Source organism: Pseudomonadota bacterium (assembly GCA_039818985.1).
GTDB lineage: Bacteria > Pseudomonadota > Alphaproteobacteria > Sphingomonadales > Sphingomonadaceae > Alterisphingorhabdus.
In genome coordinates this window covers 2,340,957-2,355,892 of sequence record JBCBSU010000001.1, presented here as the reverse complement: position 1 = coordinate 2,355,892, position 14,936 = coordinate 2,340,957, and the positions used below count along the sequence as shown (strand labels likewise).

Here is a 14,936-nt window from a genome sequence, read left to right as displayed (position 1 = left end):
GTCGGCAAATCGCAATTCTTCATCACAGCGTATGCGGGCTGGTTGACTGAATCGGGGCTTCATGGTCTGGTCGCCGACAGAGCATAATCGGGAGGAATAAATGGCTGATATGATGCGCTATGTGGTACTGGCGCGCTATTGTGAGGGGCTGCCGGTGCCGGAAGATTTCCGGGTTGAGGAAGCGCCTTTGCCGATCCCCGAAGAAGGCCAGTTCCGCGTCCGCCATGTGTTTAACTCGGTCGATCCGGGCACCCGCTCGCGCCTGTCGGGCAGCGATACTTATTCCGCGGCGCAGAAGATTGGCGCGCCGATGGATGGTTTCTCGGTCGGCGTGATCGAGGAGAGCAGACATGCCGACTGGAAAGAGGGCCAACAGGTGTTTTTCGCCGGTGGCTGGCGCAGCCACAGTATCCAGAATGGCAAGGGCTTTATCGGCCCGGTCTATCCCGGATTGCCGCTGTCTTACTGGATTGGCGTTTTGGGCGTGCCGGGTCTGACCGCTTGGTGCGGGTTGAAGGAAACCGCGCAATTTCGCGAAGGCGATGCGGTGCTGGTGACATCCGCCGCCGGGCCAGTCGGTGCGACCGCCGGGCAATTGGCCAAGGCTTGGGGTGCGTCAAAAGTGGTCGGCATCGCCGGCAGCGATCAGAAATGCGCCTGGCTGAAAGACGAGGCCGGGTTCGATGCGGTGATCAATTACAAGACAGTCGACGATCTCGACGCCGCGATCTCCGAAGCCATGCCCGATGGTATCGACCTGCTCTACGACAATGTCGGCAATGCCATGATCGAGAGGGTGCTGCCCAAGATGAAGCTGAATGGCCGTATCTGCGTCGCGGGACAGGTGGCCGACTATTCGCTGGCGCTGGAAGACCGGCCCGGCATCCGCACTACCACACCGTTTATCACCCATCAGATCATGATGCGCGGGCTGGTGGTGTTCTATCACGCCAAGATGTTTCCCGAAGCATTACAAACCATGGCGGGAATGATCGCCAAGGGCGCGCTCAAGCTCAAAGAAGAGCGCTTTGAAGGGCTGGACGCGATGCCTGAAGCCTTTTGTGGCCTGTTCCGCGGCGAGAATTTTGGCCGCCGTGTCGTCAAAGTCGGGGAAGAGTGATGGGTGCAGAATTCCGCATTGAAGACACCCACTACAGCCGCTTCACCTTTGAACGTGATGGCCGGATACTCAAAGCCTTCATCACCTCGGATCATCCGGTCAATGGCGTCGATGCCGCGATGCACGATGAGCTGGCGACGGTGTTCACCGATCTGCAGCGTGACAGCGACAGCGATCTGATCATCCTTTCCGCCAAGGGCCGTGCCTTTTGCGCTGGTGGCGATTTTGACTGGTTTGAAGAGCAGATTTCCGACCCGGCCAAATTTCGCGGCATCGCCTGGGACGCCAAACGCATTGTCTCGGGCATTTTGGAGATGGAAAAGCCGATCATCTGCCGCCTGAATGGCGCTGCGGCGGGACTGGGGGCGACGATTGCCTTGTTGTGCGATGTCATCATTGCCGATGAAAATGCTGTGATCGGTGACCCGCATGTCAAAGTGGGGTTGGTCGCGGGTGATGGCGGCGCGCTGATCTGGCCGCAGCTTATCGGCTATGCCAAGGCCAAGGAATTGCTGATGACCGGCGATATGCTGAGCGCATCCGAAGCACAGGCGCTGGGCTTGATCAACTATGCGCTGCCGACGGACGCGATTGACACTAAGGTGGACGAGATTGCGGGTAAAATTCTGGCCAATCCGCGCTGGGCAGTACGCTGGACCAAGACGGTGACCAACATCCCGCTGCGCGCCTTGGCGGCGCAGTTGATGGATGCGTCGATAGGCTATGAGAGCGTGTCCAATTTCCTCGACGACCGGCGCGAAGCAGTGGCAGCGATGATGGAGAAACGCGCGCCAAAACTGACGGGGGATTGAGGACGTGTCTAAGTTATCCGTCATTGCGAGGAGCGAAGCGACGCGGCAATCCAGAGCAGATGCGAGACGCCCTGGATTGCTTCGCTACGCTCGCAATGACGATGTTTTTGTAGCTAATGATCTGAACGATAAGGCAAAGACAATAATATGACCTTCCCCGATACATGGCAGAGCTTTGCCGATGAGCCGGAATATGTCTCGGCCATACGCAGTCAGATACAGCGCTTCCTGATCCAGCATGCCCCCCGCGAAGAACGACAGAAATGGGACCGTGAGGCCCGCTGGCCGCGTGAGGTTTATGCCGAGCTCAACAAAATGGGTCTGACCGGGCTGACCATAGCCGAGGATTATGGTGGTGCCGGGCAGGATCTGGTCGCGGCGATTGCCGTTATTGAGGAGCTGTCAGCAGGCAGTGCGGCGCTGGCCGGGCCCTATATTCATACCTGCTTCTATGGCGGCATGAACCTGTCTGAAAATGGCAGCGAAGCGCAGAAGCAGGCGCTTCTGCCCAAGCTGGCATCGGGCGAGATGTTCTTCGCCTATGGCCTGTCCGAACCCAATATTGGCGGCGACCTAGCCAGCGTGGAAACCCGCGCTGCGCGCGAGGGTGACGAGGTCATTATCAACGGCGCGAAACGCTGGTGTACCGGCGCGGATTGGGCAGATTATATCTATTGTCTGGTGCGTTCGGGCGAGGCTGATGCGCGCTATAAAAACCTGTCTTTCGTGTTGGTACCCACCGATGCGCTGGGGGTGACGATGCAGGATATCGAGCATGTCAATCTGCGCTACACCCATAGTCAGGATGTTTATTTCGACAATGTCCGCCTGCCCGCCAGTGCGATTGTCGGCGGCGAGGAGATGTGGAACAAGGGCTGGCAACAGCTTGCCGGGCGCGCGCTTGATGTCGAGAAGCTGGAGATCAGCGCGGTGGCTCTGGGCATCACCCGCGCCGCCATAGCCGAGGCGTGGAGCTATGCGCAGGAGCGCGAACAATTCGGCAAACCGATCAGCCAGCATCAGGCGATCCGCCACAAGCTGGTGACAGCACGCACCAAATGGCAGGCGGCACGGCATATGCTCTATCACGCGACATGGCTGGCGCAGCAGGCGCGGCCCTGTTCGGTCGAGACCAGCATGGCCAAGCTGTTTGTCGCCGATACCGGGGTCGAGATTGCGCTCACCTGTCAGCAGGTGATGGGCAGCTACGCGCTGAGCGATAGTTATGAGCTGGAACGCCATGTGCGCGATCTGCTGGGCATGCCGATTGTCGGCGGGTCTAGTGATATGCAGAGGAACAATCTGGCGAGCTTGATGAAGTTGTGAGGATGTTATTATCGTCATCCTGAACTTGTTTCAGGATCTCAGGCCGTTGTGCGCTGTCTTGGGAGATCCCGAAACAAGTTCGGGATGACGAAGTGAGAGGAAGGTAGACAATGCAAGCCATAGAAACCATCGCCCCTTTGGGAAAAGCCGTGGCCGAACGCCTCCCCACCATCGCCAAACGCGCCGATGAGATTGAGGCCGCGCGCCGGCTGCCCGCCGATATCGCGCAAGATCTCGCCAGCATCGGCATCTTCGACATGGTCAAACCCAAAAGCCTTGGTGGGCTGGAAATGGCACCGCTGGATATTGTCGCCATCCTCCACGCCATGGCGCGCGCAGAAGCCAGTGTAGGCTGGTGCGCGATGATCGGCGCGACCACTGCGGTCAACGCCGCCTATATGCCGCATGATGTCGCCAAAGAGGTATATGGCACGCCCGGCACCATCACCGGCGGCGTGTTCGCACCTATGGGCCGTGCCGATGATATGGGCGATCACTATACCGTCAGTGGGCGCTGGCAATGGGGGTCGGGCAATATCAACTGCCACTGGCTGTGTGGCGGCGCGATGATCTTCAAAGATGATGAGTTGCAACGCCTCGACAATGGCGCGCCCTATCACCGGATGATGCTGTTCCCCGCCGATGATGTGGAGCGGATCGACACCTGGCATGTCATGGGCATGCGCGGCACCGGCTCGGGAGATCTGGCGGTGAAGGATGTGATGGTGCCCAAGGCGCGCTCGGTTTCGCTGATCGTCGATACTCCGGTCGAGCAGGGCCCGCTTTATACTTTTCCGGTTTTCGGGATGCTCGCCATGGGTGTCGCCTCGGTGGCGCTGGGCAATGCCGCTGGCGCGCTGGATGAGATCAAGGCGATGGCCAAGACCAAGAAAAACCCGGCCACCGGCAAGACCATGGCCGAGCGGCAGGTGACGCAGGTCGATATCGCCAAAGCCGAGGCCAAGCTGGCCGCGGCAGAGGCGTATTTCCGCGAGGCCATTGCCACCTGTTGGGAGGCGGCCATCAGCACAGGTGAACTTTCACCCGAACAGCGTGCACAGCTGCGCCTCGCCGGAGCCTATGCCACGGAATGCGCCGCCGATGTCGCCAAAACCGCCTATACGCTGGGCGGCGGCGCGGCGGTCTATGAGACCAGCAATCTGCAACGCCGCTTCCGCGATGCCCATGTGGCGACCCAGCATATTGCGACGGCGCATGGCGTCTATGAACTGGCCGGGCGTATCAGCCTCGGCCTGCCAACGGATACGGGGATGCTCTGAGCAATGGCAGGACTGGAGGACTTTGCTGGCAAGACCGCGCTGGTCACCGGCGCTGGTGCAGGCATTGGCGAGATGCTGGCGCGCAAGCTGGCCGAGGCTGGCATGACGGTGTGTGTGCAGGATATCCGCGAAGAGGCGGCAGAGGCCGTGGCCGATGATATTGGCGGAGAAGCCTTTGCGCTTGGCGGCGATATCAGCGACCGTGACAGCCTGGCCGCCGCAGCGCAGTCCCTGGCGGATCGCGATATTACCCTCAATCTGCTCTGGCTCAATGCCGGCGCGGGGGTTGGCGCGCCGGTGCTCAAGGGCAGAGCGAATGCGATTGACTGGGCCTTTTCGGTCAATGTCATGGGCATGATCTGGTCGATGCAGGCCTTCTGGCCGCTGCTCGAGGCTGCCAGCGGGCCGCGCCATGTCGGCTTCACCGCCTCCAGCGCATCCCTGGTCGCACCCGATGGTGACTTCCCACTCTATGCGCTCACCAAACATGGCAGCTTTGCCACTGCTGAAGCGCTGTCTGCCGAATTGCAGGCTGATGAGGGCATCGCCTCGACCATCTTATGCCCCGGCCTGCTCAACACCGATATCTGGGACGGCGCCCGCGCCCGCCCCAAACGCTTTGGCGGCGCCAAACGTATGGACCCGGCGATTTCTGGCATGTGGAAAGCAGCGCAGACCCCCGATGTGATGTGGCCGTTTATCGCGGAGAAAGTTGCCAGCGGCGGCGGGTATCTGGTCTGTCCGACTGATGCTGATTTGATCGAGCGGTTTGATGAACGCCATCAATCGATCAGGGATGGTTTTCGGCCACTATATTGAGCGTCCGCGCGCCTTTCAGCGCAGTCGCTTAGCAGCAAAAGCTCTTCCGGAACCAGATTTCAGATATTTCTCAAAGGCTTGAGCTTTGGCTTCATCGGCAAAAGCGACATAGCTGACCAATCGCCAAGGGCGGTGCTTTGCTGTGTGCGGGGATTGGCCGTTGTTATGGGCTTCGAGGCGTTTCTTCAGGTCAGCCGTTATGCCGGTATAGTATTGATCTGGGGCGTTGATGCTTTGCAGGATATAGACGTAGTGCAATGTCTCATCCCCCTATGCCTTTAACACAAAGCTTGGAGATTGTCTCGCCCTCCTACGCCGTTGGCTTCGGCGGGCAGCCTTCCCTTCCAACGTTCGCTAACGGCTGGCCTGCCAGCCGAAGCTTCCGTAGGAAGCGAAGGCTGGTGGAGCCTACCGGGATCGAACCGGTGACCTCTTCGCTGCCAGCGAAGCGCTCTCCCAGCTGAGCTAAGGCCCCATATTGCTGCCCCATTGGGATGGATGGGCAGACCAGAGGCAAGCGCTCTAGTCCAACCGCATCAGGGCATCAAGCAAAATTTTGAACCGCGACTGATCCGGGATCAGTTTTCGTCCTCATTCTCGTCATCGGCCTTTTTGACGCCGAGATCTTCGTCACCGCCCAGATCGACATCGCTGTCGGCGGTGTTCTCTTCCTCGTCAATGTCCAGATCCTCGTCATCGGCGAGATCGCTGTCATCGTCCTTCTTCTTCGAGTTATCCTCGAACGGCATGGGCTGTTTCGATTTCAGCACCGGATCTGCGTGCCACTCATTACCGCATTCAATGCAGGTTATCGGGTCATCATTGCCCAGATCGTAGAAACGCGTACCGCATTTCGGGCATGTATGCTTGGTTCCCCATTCTGGCTTGGCCATGATTCGTCTCGATCTCTCTGTGATAATGCGCCAACTACCCAAAGGATAAAGGCTTTTATGGTTGCCGCCGATGCTTTGGCGGAAAATTGGCGTGCGCCTTGCCATAGCTTTGCGGCGCTGTCAAAAGCCCAGTGCACGCTACGCTCTATTGCACATAGGCAATTGGCATTTCAGATCAAGCAGCGAAAGACGGACCGCCCCCATGTCGCACAGCTCTTCCGACCCGATGCCGTGGCGCTTTGCTCCGGGCAAGCCGCTAAGCGGCTCGCTGACGGTGCCGGGCGACAAGTCGATCTCGCACCGGGCGCTGATCCTGTCGGCGCTGGCGGTGGGGAAAAGCCGGATCAGCGGCCTGCTCGAGGGTGAGGATGTGCTGGCGACGGCTGCGGCGCTGCGGGCCATGGGCGCGACGATTGATCGTACCGGCAAAGGCGAATGGCAGGTCCATGGTGTTGGCGTGGGCAGTCTGCTGCAACCCAATGGCGCACTCGATATGGGCAATAGCGGTACCTCGGCGCGGCTGCTCATGGGGCTGGTGGCAAGCCATCCTATCGCCGCGAGCATTATTGGCGATGCCTCGCTGTCGTGCCGCCCGATGGCGCGGGTGACCGCACCGCTGGGGCAGATGGGCGCCCAGTTTACCACCAGTCCGGGCGATACCCTGCCGCTGATAGTGCAGGGCATCTGCCCCGCTATTCCAATCCGTTACCGGCTTCCGGTTGCCTCGGCTCAGGTTAAATCGGCGATCATGCTGGCGGCGCTCAATACCCCCGGCATCACAGAGATTATCGAACCGGTGCCGACGCGCGATCATAGCGAAAATATGCTACGAGGCGCAGGTGCGGATGTTCGCGTCGAGTGTGATGATGATGGCACGCGGCATATCTTCGTCACCGGCGAGGCGGAACTGAAACCGCAGAATATCATCGTACCCGGTGACCCATCCTCGGCGGCATTCTTTATCGTCGCGGCGCTGATCGTGCCAGGCAGTGATCTCGTCATCCGCAAGGTCGGCATGAATCCGACTCGCGCCGGACTTATCACCCTGTTGCAACAGATGGGCGGCGATATCACTGAAATTGACCGCCATGATGTCGGTGGTGAGCCTGTCGCCGATCTGCGGGTGTGCGCCAGCGCGCTCACTGGTGTCGAGGTCGATCATGGGCTGGTGCCGAGCATGATCGATGAATTCCCGATCCTGTTTGTCGCGGCCGCTATGGCAAACGGGATGACACGTACCAGCGGTCTCGACGAGTTGCGGGTCAAAGAATCCGACCGTCTTGCCGAGATGGCGCATGGGTTGAAGGCGCTGGGCGTCATGGTCGAAGAAAATCCGGACGGGCTGGTTATCGAGGGGCGCGACGGTGCGCCTTTCACACCCGCCGCGCCGGTATCGATCGACAGGGTGCTCGATCACCGGATCGCGATGAGCTTTGCCATAGCCGGGCTGATGACCACGGGCGGTGTGACCATCTCTGATATGGCGCCGGTGGCGACCAGCTTCCCCGATTTCAGCGCGCTGCTGCTGCGGGTGACCGGAGGCCAGGATGCCAGCGCGGGACTGACTGTATGAGCATGGCGGACATATTCGGCTGGATCGGTTCGGCGCTTATCATCATCGCTTTTGCCTATAACAATATCCGCAAGCGCCCGCCTGATATGATCTTCAACGGCATCAACTTCGCCGGAGCGGCATGTCTGGCGGTATCGGTGTGGCAGAATTTCAACCTGCCGGTATTTCTGTTGCAGGTGATCTGGATGATCATTGCCGTTTATGGCATGGGATCGCTGATCCTTCGCAGAGACAATTCAGTGACTGATGCCGGAGACGGCCAGAATAATCGCGGCTAAGCCAGTCCATGCCGATCAACTATTATTTTTACGGCGAAATGTTCACCTTTTCGAACATGCTCGACTTTCGCGGTCGTGCCACGCGCCGCGAGCTTGGTGTTTTGGCCCTGAGCTATATGATCGTCTTGCTCATCCTGGGATATCTGTTTCCCGAAACCGCAATATTGCAACTGCTTTTCGGTGGCTATCTCCTCCTCGCGCTGATGGTGCGAAGGGTGCATGACGCCGACAGCGCATGGTGGGTGCTTCTGACGCTGTTTGTTCCGCTTATCGGGTATGGCATTGTGCTTTACCTGCTGCTGCGTTCCGGATCCTATGGCGAGAACAGCTATGGCCGTGATCCTCGGGGGCGGACCGACGATTATCTCTATTGAAACAACGCAATGATCATCGCGGTTGACGGACCCCGCAACGGTGTCGATAAGCTTCTTCCAATCGCCAACTCGCTGCAAACGATGGCGTTGGATGTTTCGCCTGTGGCTTATATTCTGCACAAAAGGACCATTGTCATTCCGAAAGCTTCCCGACGGTCGCTAAGCCTGTTTTTCAGTGCGCTTTGCCTGTTTGCGGCGTGTCCCGCATGGGCTGGGCAAGCGGGCCTTGTTGAAGCCTATGCCGATCCCGACCGCGAAGTGATGGTCCCGGTCGAGGGCGGGCGTGTTTATGTCCGGATCAATGGCGATCTGACCTCTGATGCCATACCGGTGATCTTTCTCCATGGCGGTCCCGGTGGGGTGCATAACGGCTTTGCGGCGATGCTCGGCCTCGCCAATGAGCGTCCGGTCATCATGTATGACCAGCTCGACAGCGGCCGTTCCGACCAGCCCAATGATCCGGACAATTGGCGTGTCGAACGCTTTGTCGATACGCTGGAGACAATCCGACAGACGCTGAATGTCGATCGGTGGCACATTGTCGGCCAGAGTTGGGGTTCCGCCATAGCGCTGGAATATACCGCCCGTTATCCGCAGCACAGTGTGTCGACAGTATTGGGCGGCACCTTTATCTCGACGCCGCACTGGATCACCGATGCCAACTTGCTGATTGCGGATTTGCCAGAAGAAAAGCTGCCGGTACTGGAAGCCTGTGAAAGCGATAATCCACCGCCGGCGGAGCAATGCCGCGCAGTCTTTACCATGCTCTATTCGCGTTATTATCAGCGTGTTCCATCCAGTGAGGCGGCTCGCGCCTATGCGGTACGCATTGGCGGCAATGGCCCTAATCCGATCATCTATCGCGGCATGTGGGGGCCGAGCGAATTCAGCTCTACCGGCATACTCAAAACCTATGATGCCACCCATTTGCTGCGCAAAGTCGATGGCAAACGCATCTTGTTCCTGATCGGCCAATATGATTCCGCGCGTATCGATACGGTGCAGGACTTTGTGCGGCTGGCGCCCGGTGCCGAACTGGCGGTTGTTCCGGGGGGAGCGCACAGCTTTATCCGCGACCGACCGCTGGAAACCGAAGCGATATTGCGCGGCTGGCTGGAACGGAACGACAAACCATGACCGTTATCGCCGTTGATGGACCCAGCGCTTCGGGCAAGGGCACGATTGCCAAGGCATTGGCCAGGCATTTTGGCCTGCCGCATCTCGATACCGGGCTGCTCTACCGTGCTGTCGGGCATAATGTCGCGCTGATGGGTGGCAATCCTGATGATCCAGGTGATGCGTTGGCGGCGTGCGCTTTTCCCGATGCCATGCTCGATGATCCGGTGTTGCGTGATGAGCGTACCGGCGGGCTGGCGAGCCGGGTCTCCGTGCACCCTGAAGTGCGCGAAGCCCTGTTCAAACGCCAGCAGGATTTCGCGCAACAGCCCGGCGGTGCCATATTGGACGGGCGCGATATCGGCACGGTGATTGCGCCCGATGCCGATGCCAAGCTGTTTGTCACCGCCAGTGTCGATGCCCGTACCGAGCGTCGGGTCGCGGAAATGGAGCGCTCTGGTGAGGTTCCCGATGCGGATGAAATTCGTGCCAATATCGAGCGGCGCGATGCCCGTGACAGTTCCCGTGCCGCCGCGCCGCTGATCCCCGCGATCGACGCACACTTGCTAGATACCTCGGATATGACTATAGACGCCGCCGTTCGCGAGGCGATTGCTGCGGTGAACAGCAGGATAGAAGGCCGTTAACGGTCCATCACGTACAATATGAGACCGGCAAGCGGGGGCGCAACAGCGCTTTCATCGCTTGTCGCTATTGGCGTATCTGCCTGCTGTGCAAAGCTGCTAACGCTTTGGGAATGCTGCCAATATATTCGGTATTGGCGGCAGTTCGGCCCAAGACCATCGGAGACAACCGATTGGCCGGAAAAATGAATATATAAGGACTACTTTATGGCCTCTGCGGCAAATCCAACACGCGATGATTTCGCGGCAATGCTTAACGAATCACTCGGTGGCGAAGATGGCGGCTTTGAAGGCCGCGTCGTCAAAGGCACCGTAACCGGCATCGAAAATGACAAGGCTGTCATCGATGTGGGTCTGAAATCCGAAGGCCGCGTGGCGCTGCGCGAATTCGCCGCGCCCGGCCAGAAAGCCGAATTGAAGATCGGTGACGAAGTCGAGGTCTATGTCGACCGCGTCGAAAATGCCGATGGCGAAGCGATGCTGTCGCGCGATCGCGCTCGCCGCGAAGCTGCATGGGACAAGCTGGAAAACGAATTTGGCGAAGGCAAGCGCGTTGAGGGTGTCATCTATGGCCGCGTCAAAGGCGGCTTCACCGTTGATCTTGATGGCGCTGTGGCGTTCCTGCCCGGCAGCCAGGTCGATATCCGCCCGGTGCGCGACGTTACCCCGTTGATGGATATCCCCCAGCCATTCCAGATCCTCAAAATGGACCGCCGCCGCGGCAACATTGTTGTCTCGCGCCGCGCCGTCCTTGAAGAGACGCGTGCCGAACAGCGTTCGGGCCTGATCCAGAACCTCACCGAAGGTCAGGTCATTGAGGGCGTGGTCAAGAACATCACCGATTATGGCGCATTCGTCGATCTGGGCGGCATTGACGGCCTGCTCCACGTCACCGATATGAGCTACAAGCGGATCAATCACCCCAGCGAAGTCGTCAATATCGGCGACACCGCCAAGGTGCAGATCATCCGCATCAACCAGGAAACCCAGCGTATCTCGCTCGGCATGAAGCAGCTGGAAAGCGATCCATGGGAAGGCGCTGCCGCCAAATATCCGGTCGGCGCGAAGCTCAGCGGCGCGGTTACCAACATCACCGAATATGGTGCCTTTGTCGAGCTGGAGCCGGGTATTGAAGGTCTGGTCCACGTTTCCGAGATGAGCTGGACCAAGAAGAATGTCCATCCGGGCAAGATCGTCTCGACCAGCCAGGAAGTCGAGGTCATGGTGCTCGAAGTCGACAGCGACAAGCGCCGAATTTCGCTTGGCCTGAAACAGGCGCAGAGCAACCCATGGGAAGCCTTTGCCGAGGCGCATCCGGTGGGCAGCGAAGTCGAGGGCGAAGTCAAGAACGCCACCGAATTCGGACTGTTCATCGGTCTCGATGGCGATGTCGACGGCATGGTGCACATGTCGGATATTGCCTGGGGCATTTCCGGCGAAGACGCGCTCAACCTGCACCGCAAGGGCGAGCAGGTAAAGGCGATCGTGCTCGATATCGATCCGGAGAAGGAGCGTATTTCGCTCGGCATGAAGCAGCTTGAAAAAGGTGCTCCGGCTGTTGGCGGCGCCGCTTCCAGCGGTCTGCGCAAAGGGCAGGTTGTTACCGTTACCGTTCTCGAGGTTCGCGACGGCGGTCTCGAGGTTCAGGCGGGTGAAGATGGCGCCACCGGCTTCATCAAGCGTTCGGATCTGGGCCGTGACCGTGACGAGCAGCGTCCCGATCGTTTCCAGACCGGCCAGAAGTTCGATGCAACCGTCATCGGCTTCGACCGTTCGAAAAAGCCGAATTTCTCGATCAAGGCGCTGCAGCTTGCCGAAGAGAAGCAGGCGGTCGAGCAATATGGCTCTTCCGACTCGGGTGCCAGCCTGGGCGATATTCTCGGTGAAGCGCTGAAGAAGAAAGACTGAGCCGCTTTCCGCTGGCAGGCAACGCAATGCCCAAACGGGGACGGACAACAGTCTGTCCCCGTTTTTGTATCATCTTGTGATATCATCGCCGTATAACATTGTATTATCTCACAACTTCTGCCACTATGCATGTTTCGAGCGCAGCCGTAGCGAGCAGGCATGCGCAAAGCCGATGCGGAGAGATGATATTCGGCGCAGATGATCCCGGTCGCTTATGGTTCCTTGGGAGTTCAGCTTATGATCCGTTCAGAGTTATTGCAGAAACTGGCCGATGAAAATCCAGGACTCAAGCCGGACGAGATCGAGAAGATCGTCGATATTTTCTTCAACCAGATCATCCAGCAGCTGGCCGATGATGGTCGTGTCGAACTGCGCGGCTTTGGCGCTTTCTCGACCCGCAAGCGTGAGCCACGCAAGGGCCGCAACCCACGCACCGGTGAACCCGTCGATGTCCCTGCCAAGCGTGTGCCCTATTTCAAGCCGGGCAAGGAAATGCGTGAGCGGCTGAACGGCTGAGGCCTACCGCTTGCCGTCATCAGGACCGGCAAAAATCACCGCGCAACAAATCCGGCCTTCCCCCTCTTGCACTTTGGCCCCTTGCACTTTGGCCCCTTGCACTTTGGGGTGCGTGATGCGACAGCGCTGGCGTAGCGAGCGGACGTGGCGAAATGGTAGACGCAGCAGACTTAAAATCTGCTATCCATAACTGGGTGTGCGGGTTCAAGTCCCGCCGTCCGCACCAGCTTTTCATGATCTGATAATGCCCTTGCTCCTAGCTCCCGCATTCTTCCTGATCGCGCTGCTTTATGCTGCGGTCGGTTTTGGCGGCGGGTCGAGCTATACTGCGCTGCTGGCGCTGGCGGGCACGGACTATCGTATCCTGCCGGTGCTGTCGCTGATCTGCAATATCGCAGTGACCAGCGGTGGGTGCTGGCGCTTTGCCCGGGCCGGCCATATTCCCTGGCGGCGGGCATGGCCACTGGTCGGTATCGCGCTGCCTTGCGCCTGGGTCGGCGGGCTGTTGTCGGTGTCGCAGCCGCAATTTACCGCCTTGCTTGGGCTATCGCTGCTGGTCGCCGGTGGCATCATGCTGTTTTACCAACCGCCGCTGGCTGTTGCCGAAGCTGCGCCGGAGCATAAGGCGCCGCCCATCATGCTGTTGCCGATGGCGGGTTTTCTCGGCCTGCTGGCGGGCATTGTCGGTATTGGCGGTGGCATCTTTCTTGCGCCTTTGCTCTATCTCGCCCGCTGGGGTGACAGCCGCGCCATTGCCGGCACCGCATCGCTGTTCATCGTCGGCAATTCTTTTACCGGCCTGTCGGGCCAATTTGCCCGACTGGCGGATGATGGCACGGCGATTGCCGCGCTTATCGGCTATTGGCCGTTGCTGCCTGCGGTGCTCGTCGGCGGTGGTATCGGCTCCTGGCTTGGCGCGAAGAAATTACCGCTGATCTGGATGCAGCGCGGCACTGCCGTACTGATCCTGATGGTTGCGATACGGCTGATTTGGCTTACAGTCGCCGGTCTATGACGCCGCCCTTGCCCGCTTCACCACTTGTCGACATGCATGACCGTGCGGTGCGCTATGTACGGCTGTCGGTAACTGATCGCTGCGATCTGCGCTGCACTTACTGCATGCCACGGGATCAGACATTTGCGCCGCGCGCCGATCTTCTCAGCCTGGAGGAACTGGACAGGCTGGCAAGCCTGTTCATCGCTCATGGCGTCGATCATATTCGCATCACTGGAGGCGAACCGCTGGTGCGCAGCGATACGCTGCCGCTGATGCGGCGGCTGGCACGGCATCTGGATGGTGGAGGCCTGAGCGAGCTGCTGCTGACCACCAATGGCACAAGACTGGCGCGCCATGCCGATGCGCTGGCCGATCTGGGGCTAAGACGGGTCAATGTGTCGCTCGACAGCCTGCGGCCCGAGCGGTTTGCCGCGATCACCCGACTGGGCCGGTTGGAAACGGTGCTTGACGGCATTGCCGCCGCCAGTCAGGCTGGGCTGGCGGTCAAGATCAACATGGTTGTTGATGGTCGCGATCCTGTTGATGCGGTGTTCGAGACGGTCGAATGGGCGCATGGCCAGGGCCATGACATATCGCTGATCGAGAAGATGCCAATGGCCAGTGGCAGCGAGGATTGTGGCTATGTTTCGTTGACGGATGTGCGGCACAAGCTGGCGGCGCGCTGGACGCTGGTGCCGCTTGATGTTCGTACCGCGGGGCCGTCGCATTATGTCGCGGTGAAAGAAACCGGTGGTCGTATCGGTTTTATCACACCGATGAGCGACAATTTCTGCGCCAGCTGCAACCGCATCCGTATCACCGCAACCGGGCGGCTCTATCCCTGTCTTGGTCACGACCTCTATTTTGATTTTCGCCATATCATGCGCGGCGGCGGTGACGATGCGGCGCTGGCGGAACTGACGCGCAAGGCATTGCGACAGAAGCCGGCGCAGCATGATTTCGTCGCCGCGCATGATGCCGGACGCGCAGCCGTGACGCGGGCGATGGCGGTGACCGGCGGATGACCGGAGAGCCGAAAATCATACTGCACGCCTATGGCGCGGTTGGCGATGTGGTTGCCACGGGCGAGCATTCCATCGATGGCGCCGCTACGGTGCAGGCGCTGCTCGACCGGTTGTGCGTGGCCAATGCAGCGTTGCAGCCGCTTATCGATCAGCCGCGCTTTCGTGTCGCTGTCGATCAGGTGATTGTCGAACCGGGTCATGCGCTGGCCGGAGGTGAAGAGGTGGCGCTGCTGTCGCCGGTCAGTGGCGGTTAGG

Annotated in this window: 17 protein-coding genes and 2 tRNA genes; 16 read left to right on the top strand and 3 right to left on the bottom strand. The window is 59.5% G+C overall.

Going from position 1 to position 14,936, the window contains the following annotated elements; genetic code table 11:
• The first annotated feature begins 100 nt into the window (after positions 1-100).
• From AAFX04_11215 to AAFX04_11195, 5 genes are all read left to right on the top strand, one after another.
• Entirely contained in the window at positions 101-1,120 is a 1,020-nt protein-coding gene (locus AAFX04_11215; protein ID MEO1045998.1) for an NADP-dependent oxidoreductase, read from the top strand.
• Entirely contained in the window at positions 1,120-1,932 is an 813-nt protein-coding gene (locus AAFX04_11210) for an enoyl-CoA hydratase-related protein (GenBank protein MEO1045997.1), read from the top strand. The genes AAFX04_11215 and AAFX04_11210 overlap by 1 nt, the downstream gene beginning before the upstream one ends.
• A 147-nt stretch (positions 1,933-2,079) precedes the next feature.
• A complete protein-coding gene (locus AAFX04_11205) occupies positions 2,080-3,258 on the top strand; it encodes an acyl-CoA dehydrogenase family protein (GenBank protein MEO1045996.1) in 1,179 nt (392 codons plus the stop codon).
• Positions 3,259-3,368: 110 nt separating this feature from the next.
• The gene (locus AAFX04_11200; GenBank protein MEO1045995.1) at positions 3,369-4,538 is read left to right on the top strand and encodes an acyl-CoA dehydrogenase family protein; all 1,170 of its coding nucleotides are present in this window, start codon (positions 3,369-3,371) and stop codon (positions 4,536-4,538) included.
• 3 nt (positions 4,539-4,541) lie between these two features.
• On the top strand, positions 4,542-5,357 hold the full coding sequence (locus tag AAFX04_11195) for an SDR family NAD(P)-dependent oxidoreductase (GenBank protein ID MEO1045994.1): 816 nt from the start codon (positions 4,542-4,544) through the stop codon (positions 5,355-5,357).
• Positions 5,358-5,372: 15 nt separating this feature from the next.
• Here the strand turns inward: AAFX04_11195 and AAFX04_11190 are convergent, their stop codons facing one another.
• The 3 genes from AAFX04_11190 to AAFX04_11180 form a co-directional block, all read right to left on the bottom strand.
• Positions 5,373-5,615 carry a GIY-YIG nuclease family protein gene (locus AAFX04_11190; protein MEO1045993.1) on the bottom strand — a complete coding sequence of 81 codons (243 nt, stop codon included), beginning with the start codon at positions 5,613-5,615 and terminating at the stop codon, positions 5,373-5,375.
• Positions 5,616-5,756: 141 nt separating this feature from the next.
• Positions 5,757-5,832, bottom strand: a tRNA-Ala gene (locus AAFX04_11185).
• A gap of 103 nt (positions 5,833-5,935) precedes the next feature.
• Positions 5,936-6,250, bottom strand: coding sequence for a TIGR02300 family protein (locus AAFX04_11180; GenBank protein MEO1045992.1), 315 nt, complete (start codon positions 6,248-6,250; stop codon positions 5,936-5,938).
• 202 nt (positions 6,251-6,452) lie between these two features.
• Between AAFX04_11180 and aroA the strand changes: the two genes are divergently transcribed.
• From aroA to AAFX04_11125, 11 genes are all read left to right on the top strand, one after another.
• Complete coding sequence (aroA, locus tag AAFX04_11175; protein ID MEO1045991.1) at positions 6,453-7,823, top strand: 3-phosphoshikimate 1-carboxyvinyltransferase; 1,371 nt, start codon at positions 6,453-6,455, stop codon at positions 7,821-7,823.
• Positions 7,820-8,101, top strand: a complete 282-nt coding sequence (locus AAFX04_11170; protein MEO1045990.1) for a hypothetical protein — start codon at positions 7,820-7,822, stop codon at positions 8,099-8,101. Before aroA ends, AAFX04_11170 begins: the two co-directional genes overlap by 4 nt.
• A gap of 8 nt (positions 8,102-8,109) precedes the next feature.
• Positions 8,110-8,475: a DUF805 domain-containing protein gene (locus tag AAFX04_11165; protein ID MEO1045989.1), complete on the top strand. Its 366-nt coding sequence runs from the start codon at positions 8,110-8,112 to the stop codon at positions 8,473-8,475.
• A 261-nt stretch (positions 8,476-8,736) separates the two neighbouring features.
• Entirely contained in the window at positions 8,737-9,612 is an 876-nt protein-coding gene (locus AAFX04_11160; GenBank protein ID MEO1045988.1) for a proline iminopeptidase-family hydrolase, read from the top strand.
• Complete coding sequence (locus tag AAFX04_11155) at positions 9,609-10,238, top strand: d(CMP) kinase (protein MEO1045987.1); 630 nt, start codon at positions 9,609-9,611, stop codon at positions 10,236-10,238. Before AAFX04_11160 ends, AAFX04_11155 begins: the two co-directional genes overlap by 4 nt.
• A gap of 204 nt (positions 10,239-10,442) precedes the next feature.
• Positions 10,443-12,143 carry a 30S ribosomal protein S1 gene (gene rpsA, locus AAFX04_11150; protein ID MEO1045986.1) on the top strand — a complete coding sequence of 567 codons (1,701 nt, stop codon included), beginning with the start codon at positions 10,443-10,445 and terminating at the stop codon, positions 12,141-12,143.
• A gap of 237 nt (positions 12,144-12,380) precedes the next feature.
• On the top strand, positions 12,381-12,659 hold the full coding sequence (locus tag AAFX04_11145; protein ID MEO1045985.1) for an integration host factor subunit beta: 279 nt from the start codon (positions 12,381-12,383) through the stop codon (positions 12,657-12,659).
• Between the two features lie 138 nt (positions 12,660-12,797).
• A tRNA-Leu gene (locus AAFX04_11140) sits at positions 12,798-12,885 on the top strand.
• An 18-nt stretch (positions 12,886-12,903) separates the two neighbouring features.
• Positions 12,904-13,674 (top strand): sulfite exporter TauE/SafE family protein, encoded by a 771-nt coding sequence (locus tag AAFX04_11135; protein ID MEO1045984.1) that lies wholly within the window; start codon positions 12,904-12,906, stop codon positions 13,672-13,674.
• Entirely contained in the window at positions 13,671-14,681 is a 1,011-nt protein-coding gene (moaA, locus tag AAFX04_11130) for a GTP 3',8-cyclase MoaA (GenBank protein MEO1045983.1), read from the top strand. Before AAFX04_11135 ends, moaA begins: the two co-directional genes overlap by 4 nt.
• The gene (locus AAFX04_11125; protein MEO1045982.1) at positions 14,678-14,935 is read left to right on the top strand and encodes a MoaD/ThiS family protein; all 258 of its coding nucleotides are present in this window, start codon (positions 14,678-14,680) and stop codon (positions 14,933-14,935) included. Before moaA ends, AAFX04_11125 begins: the two co-directional genes overlap by 4 nt.
• Position 14,936: the final 1 nt, after the last annotated feature.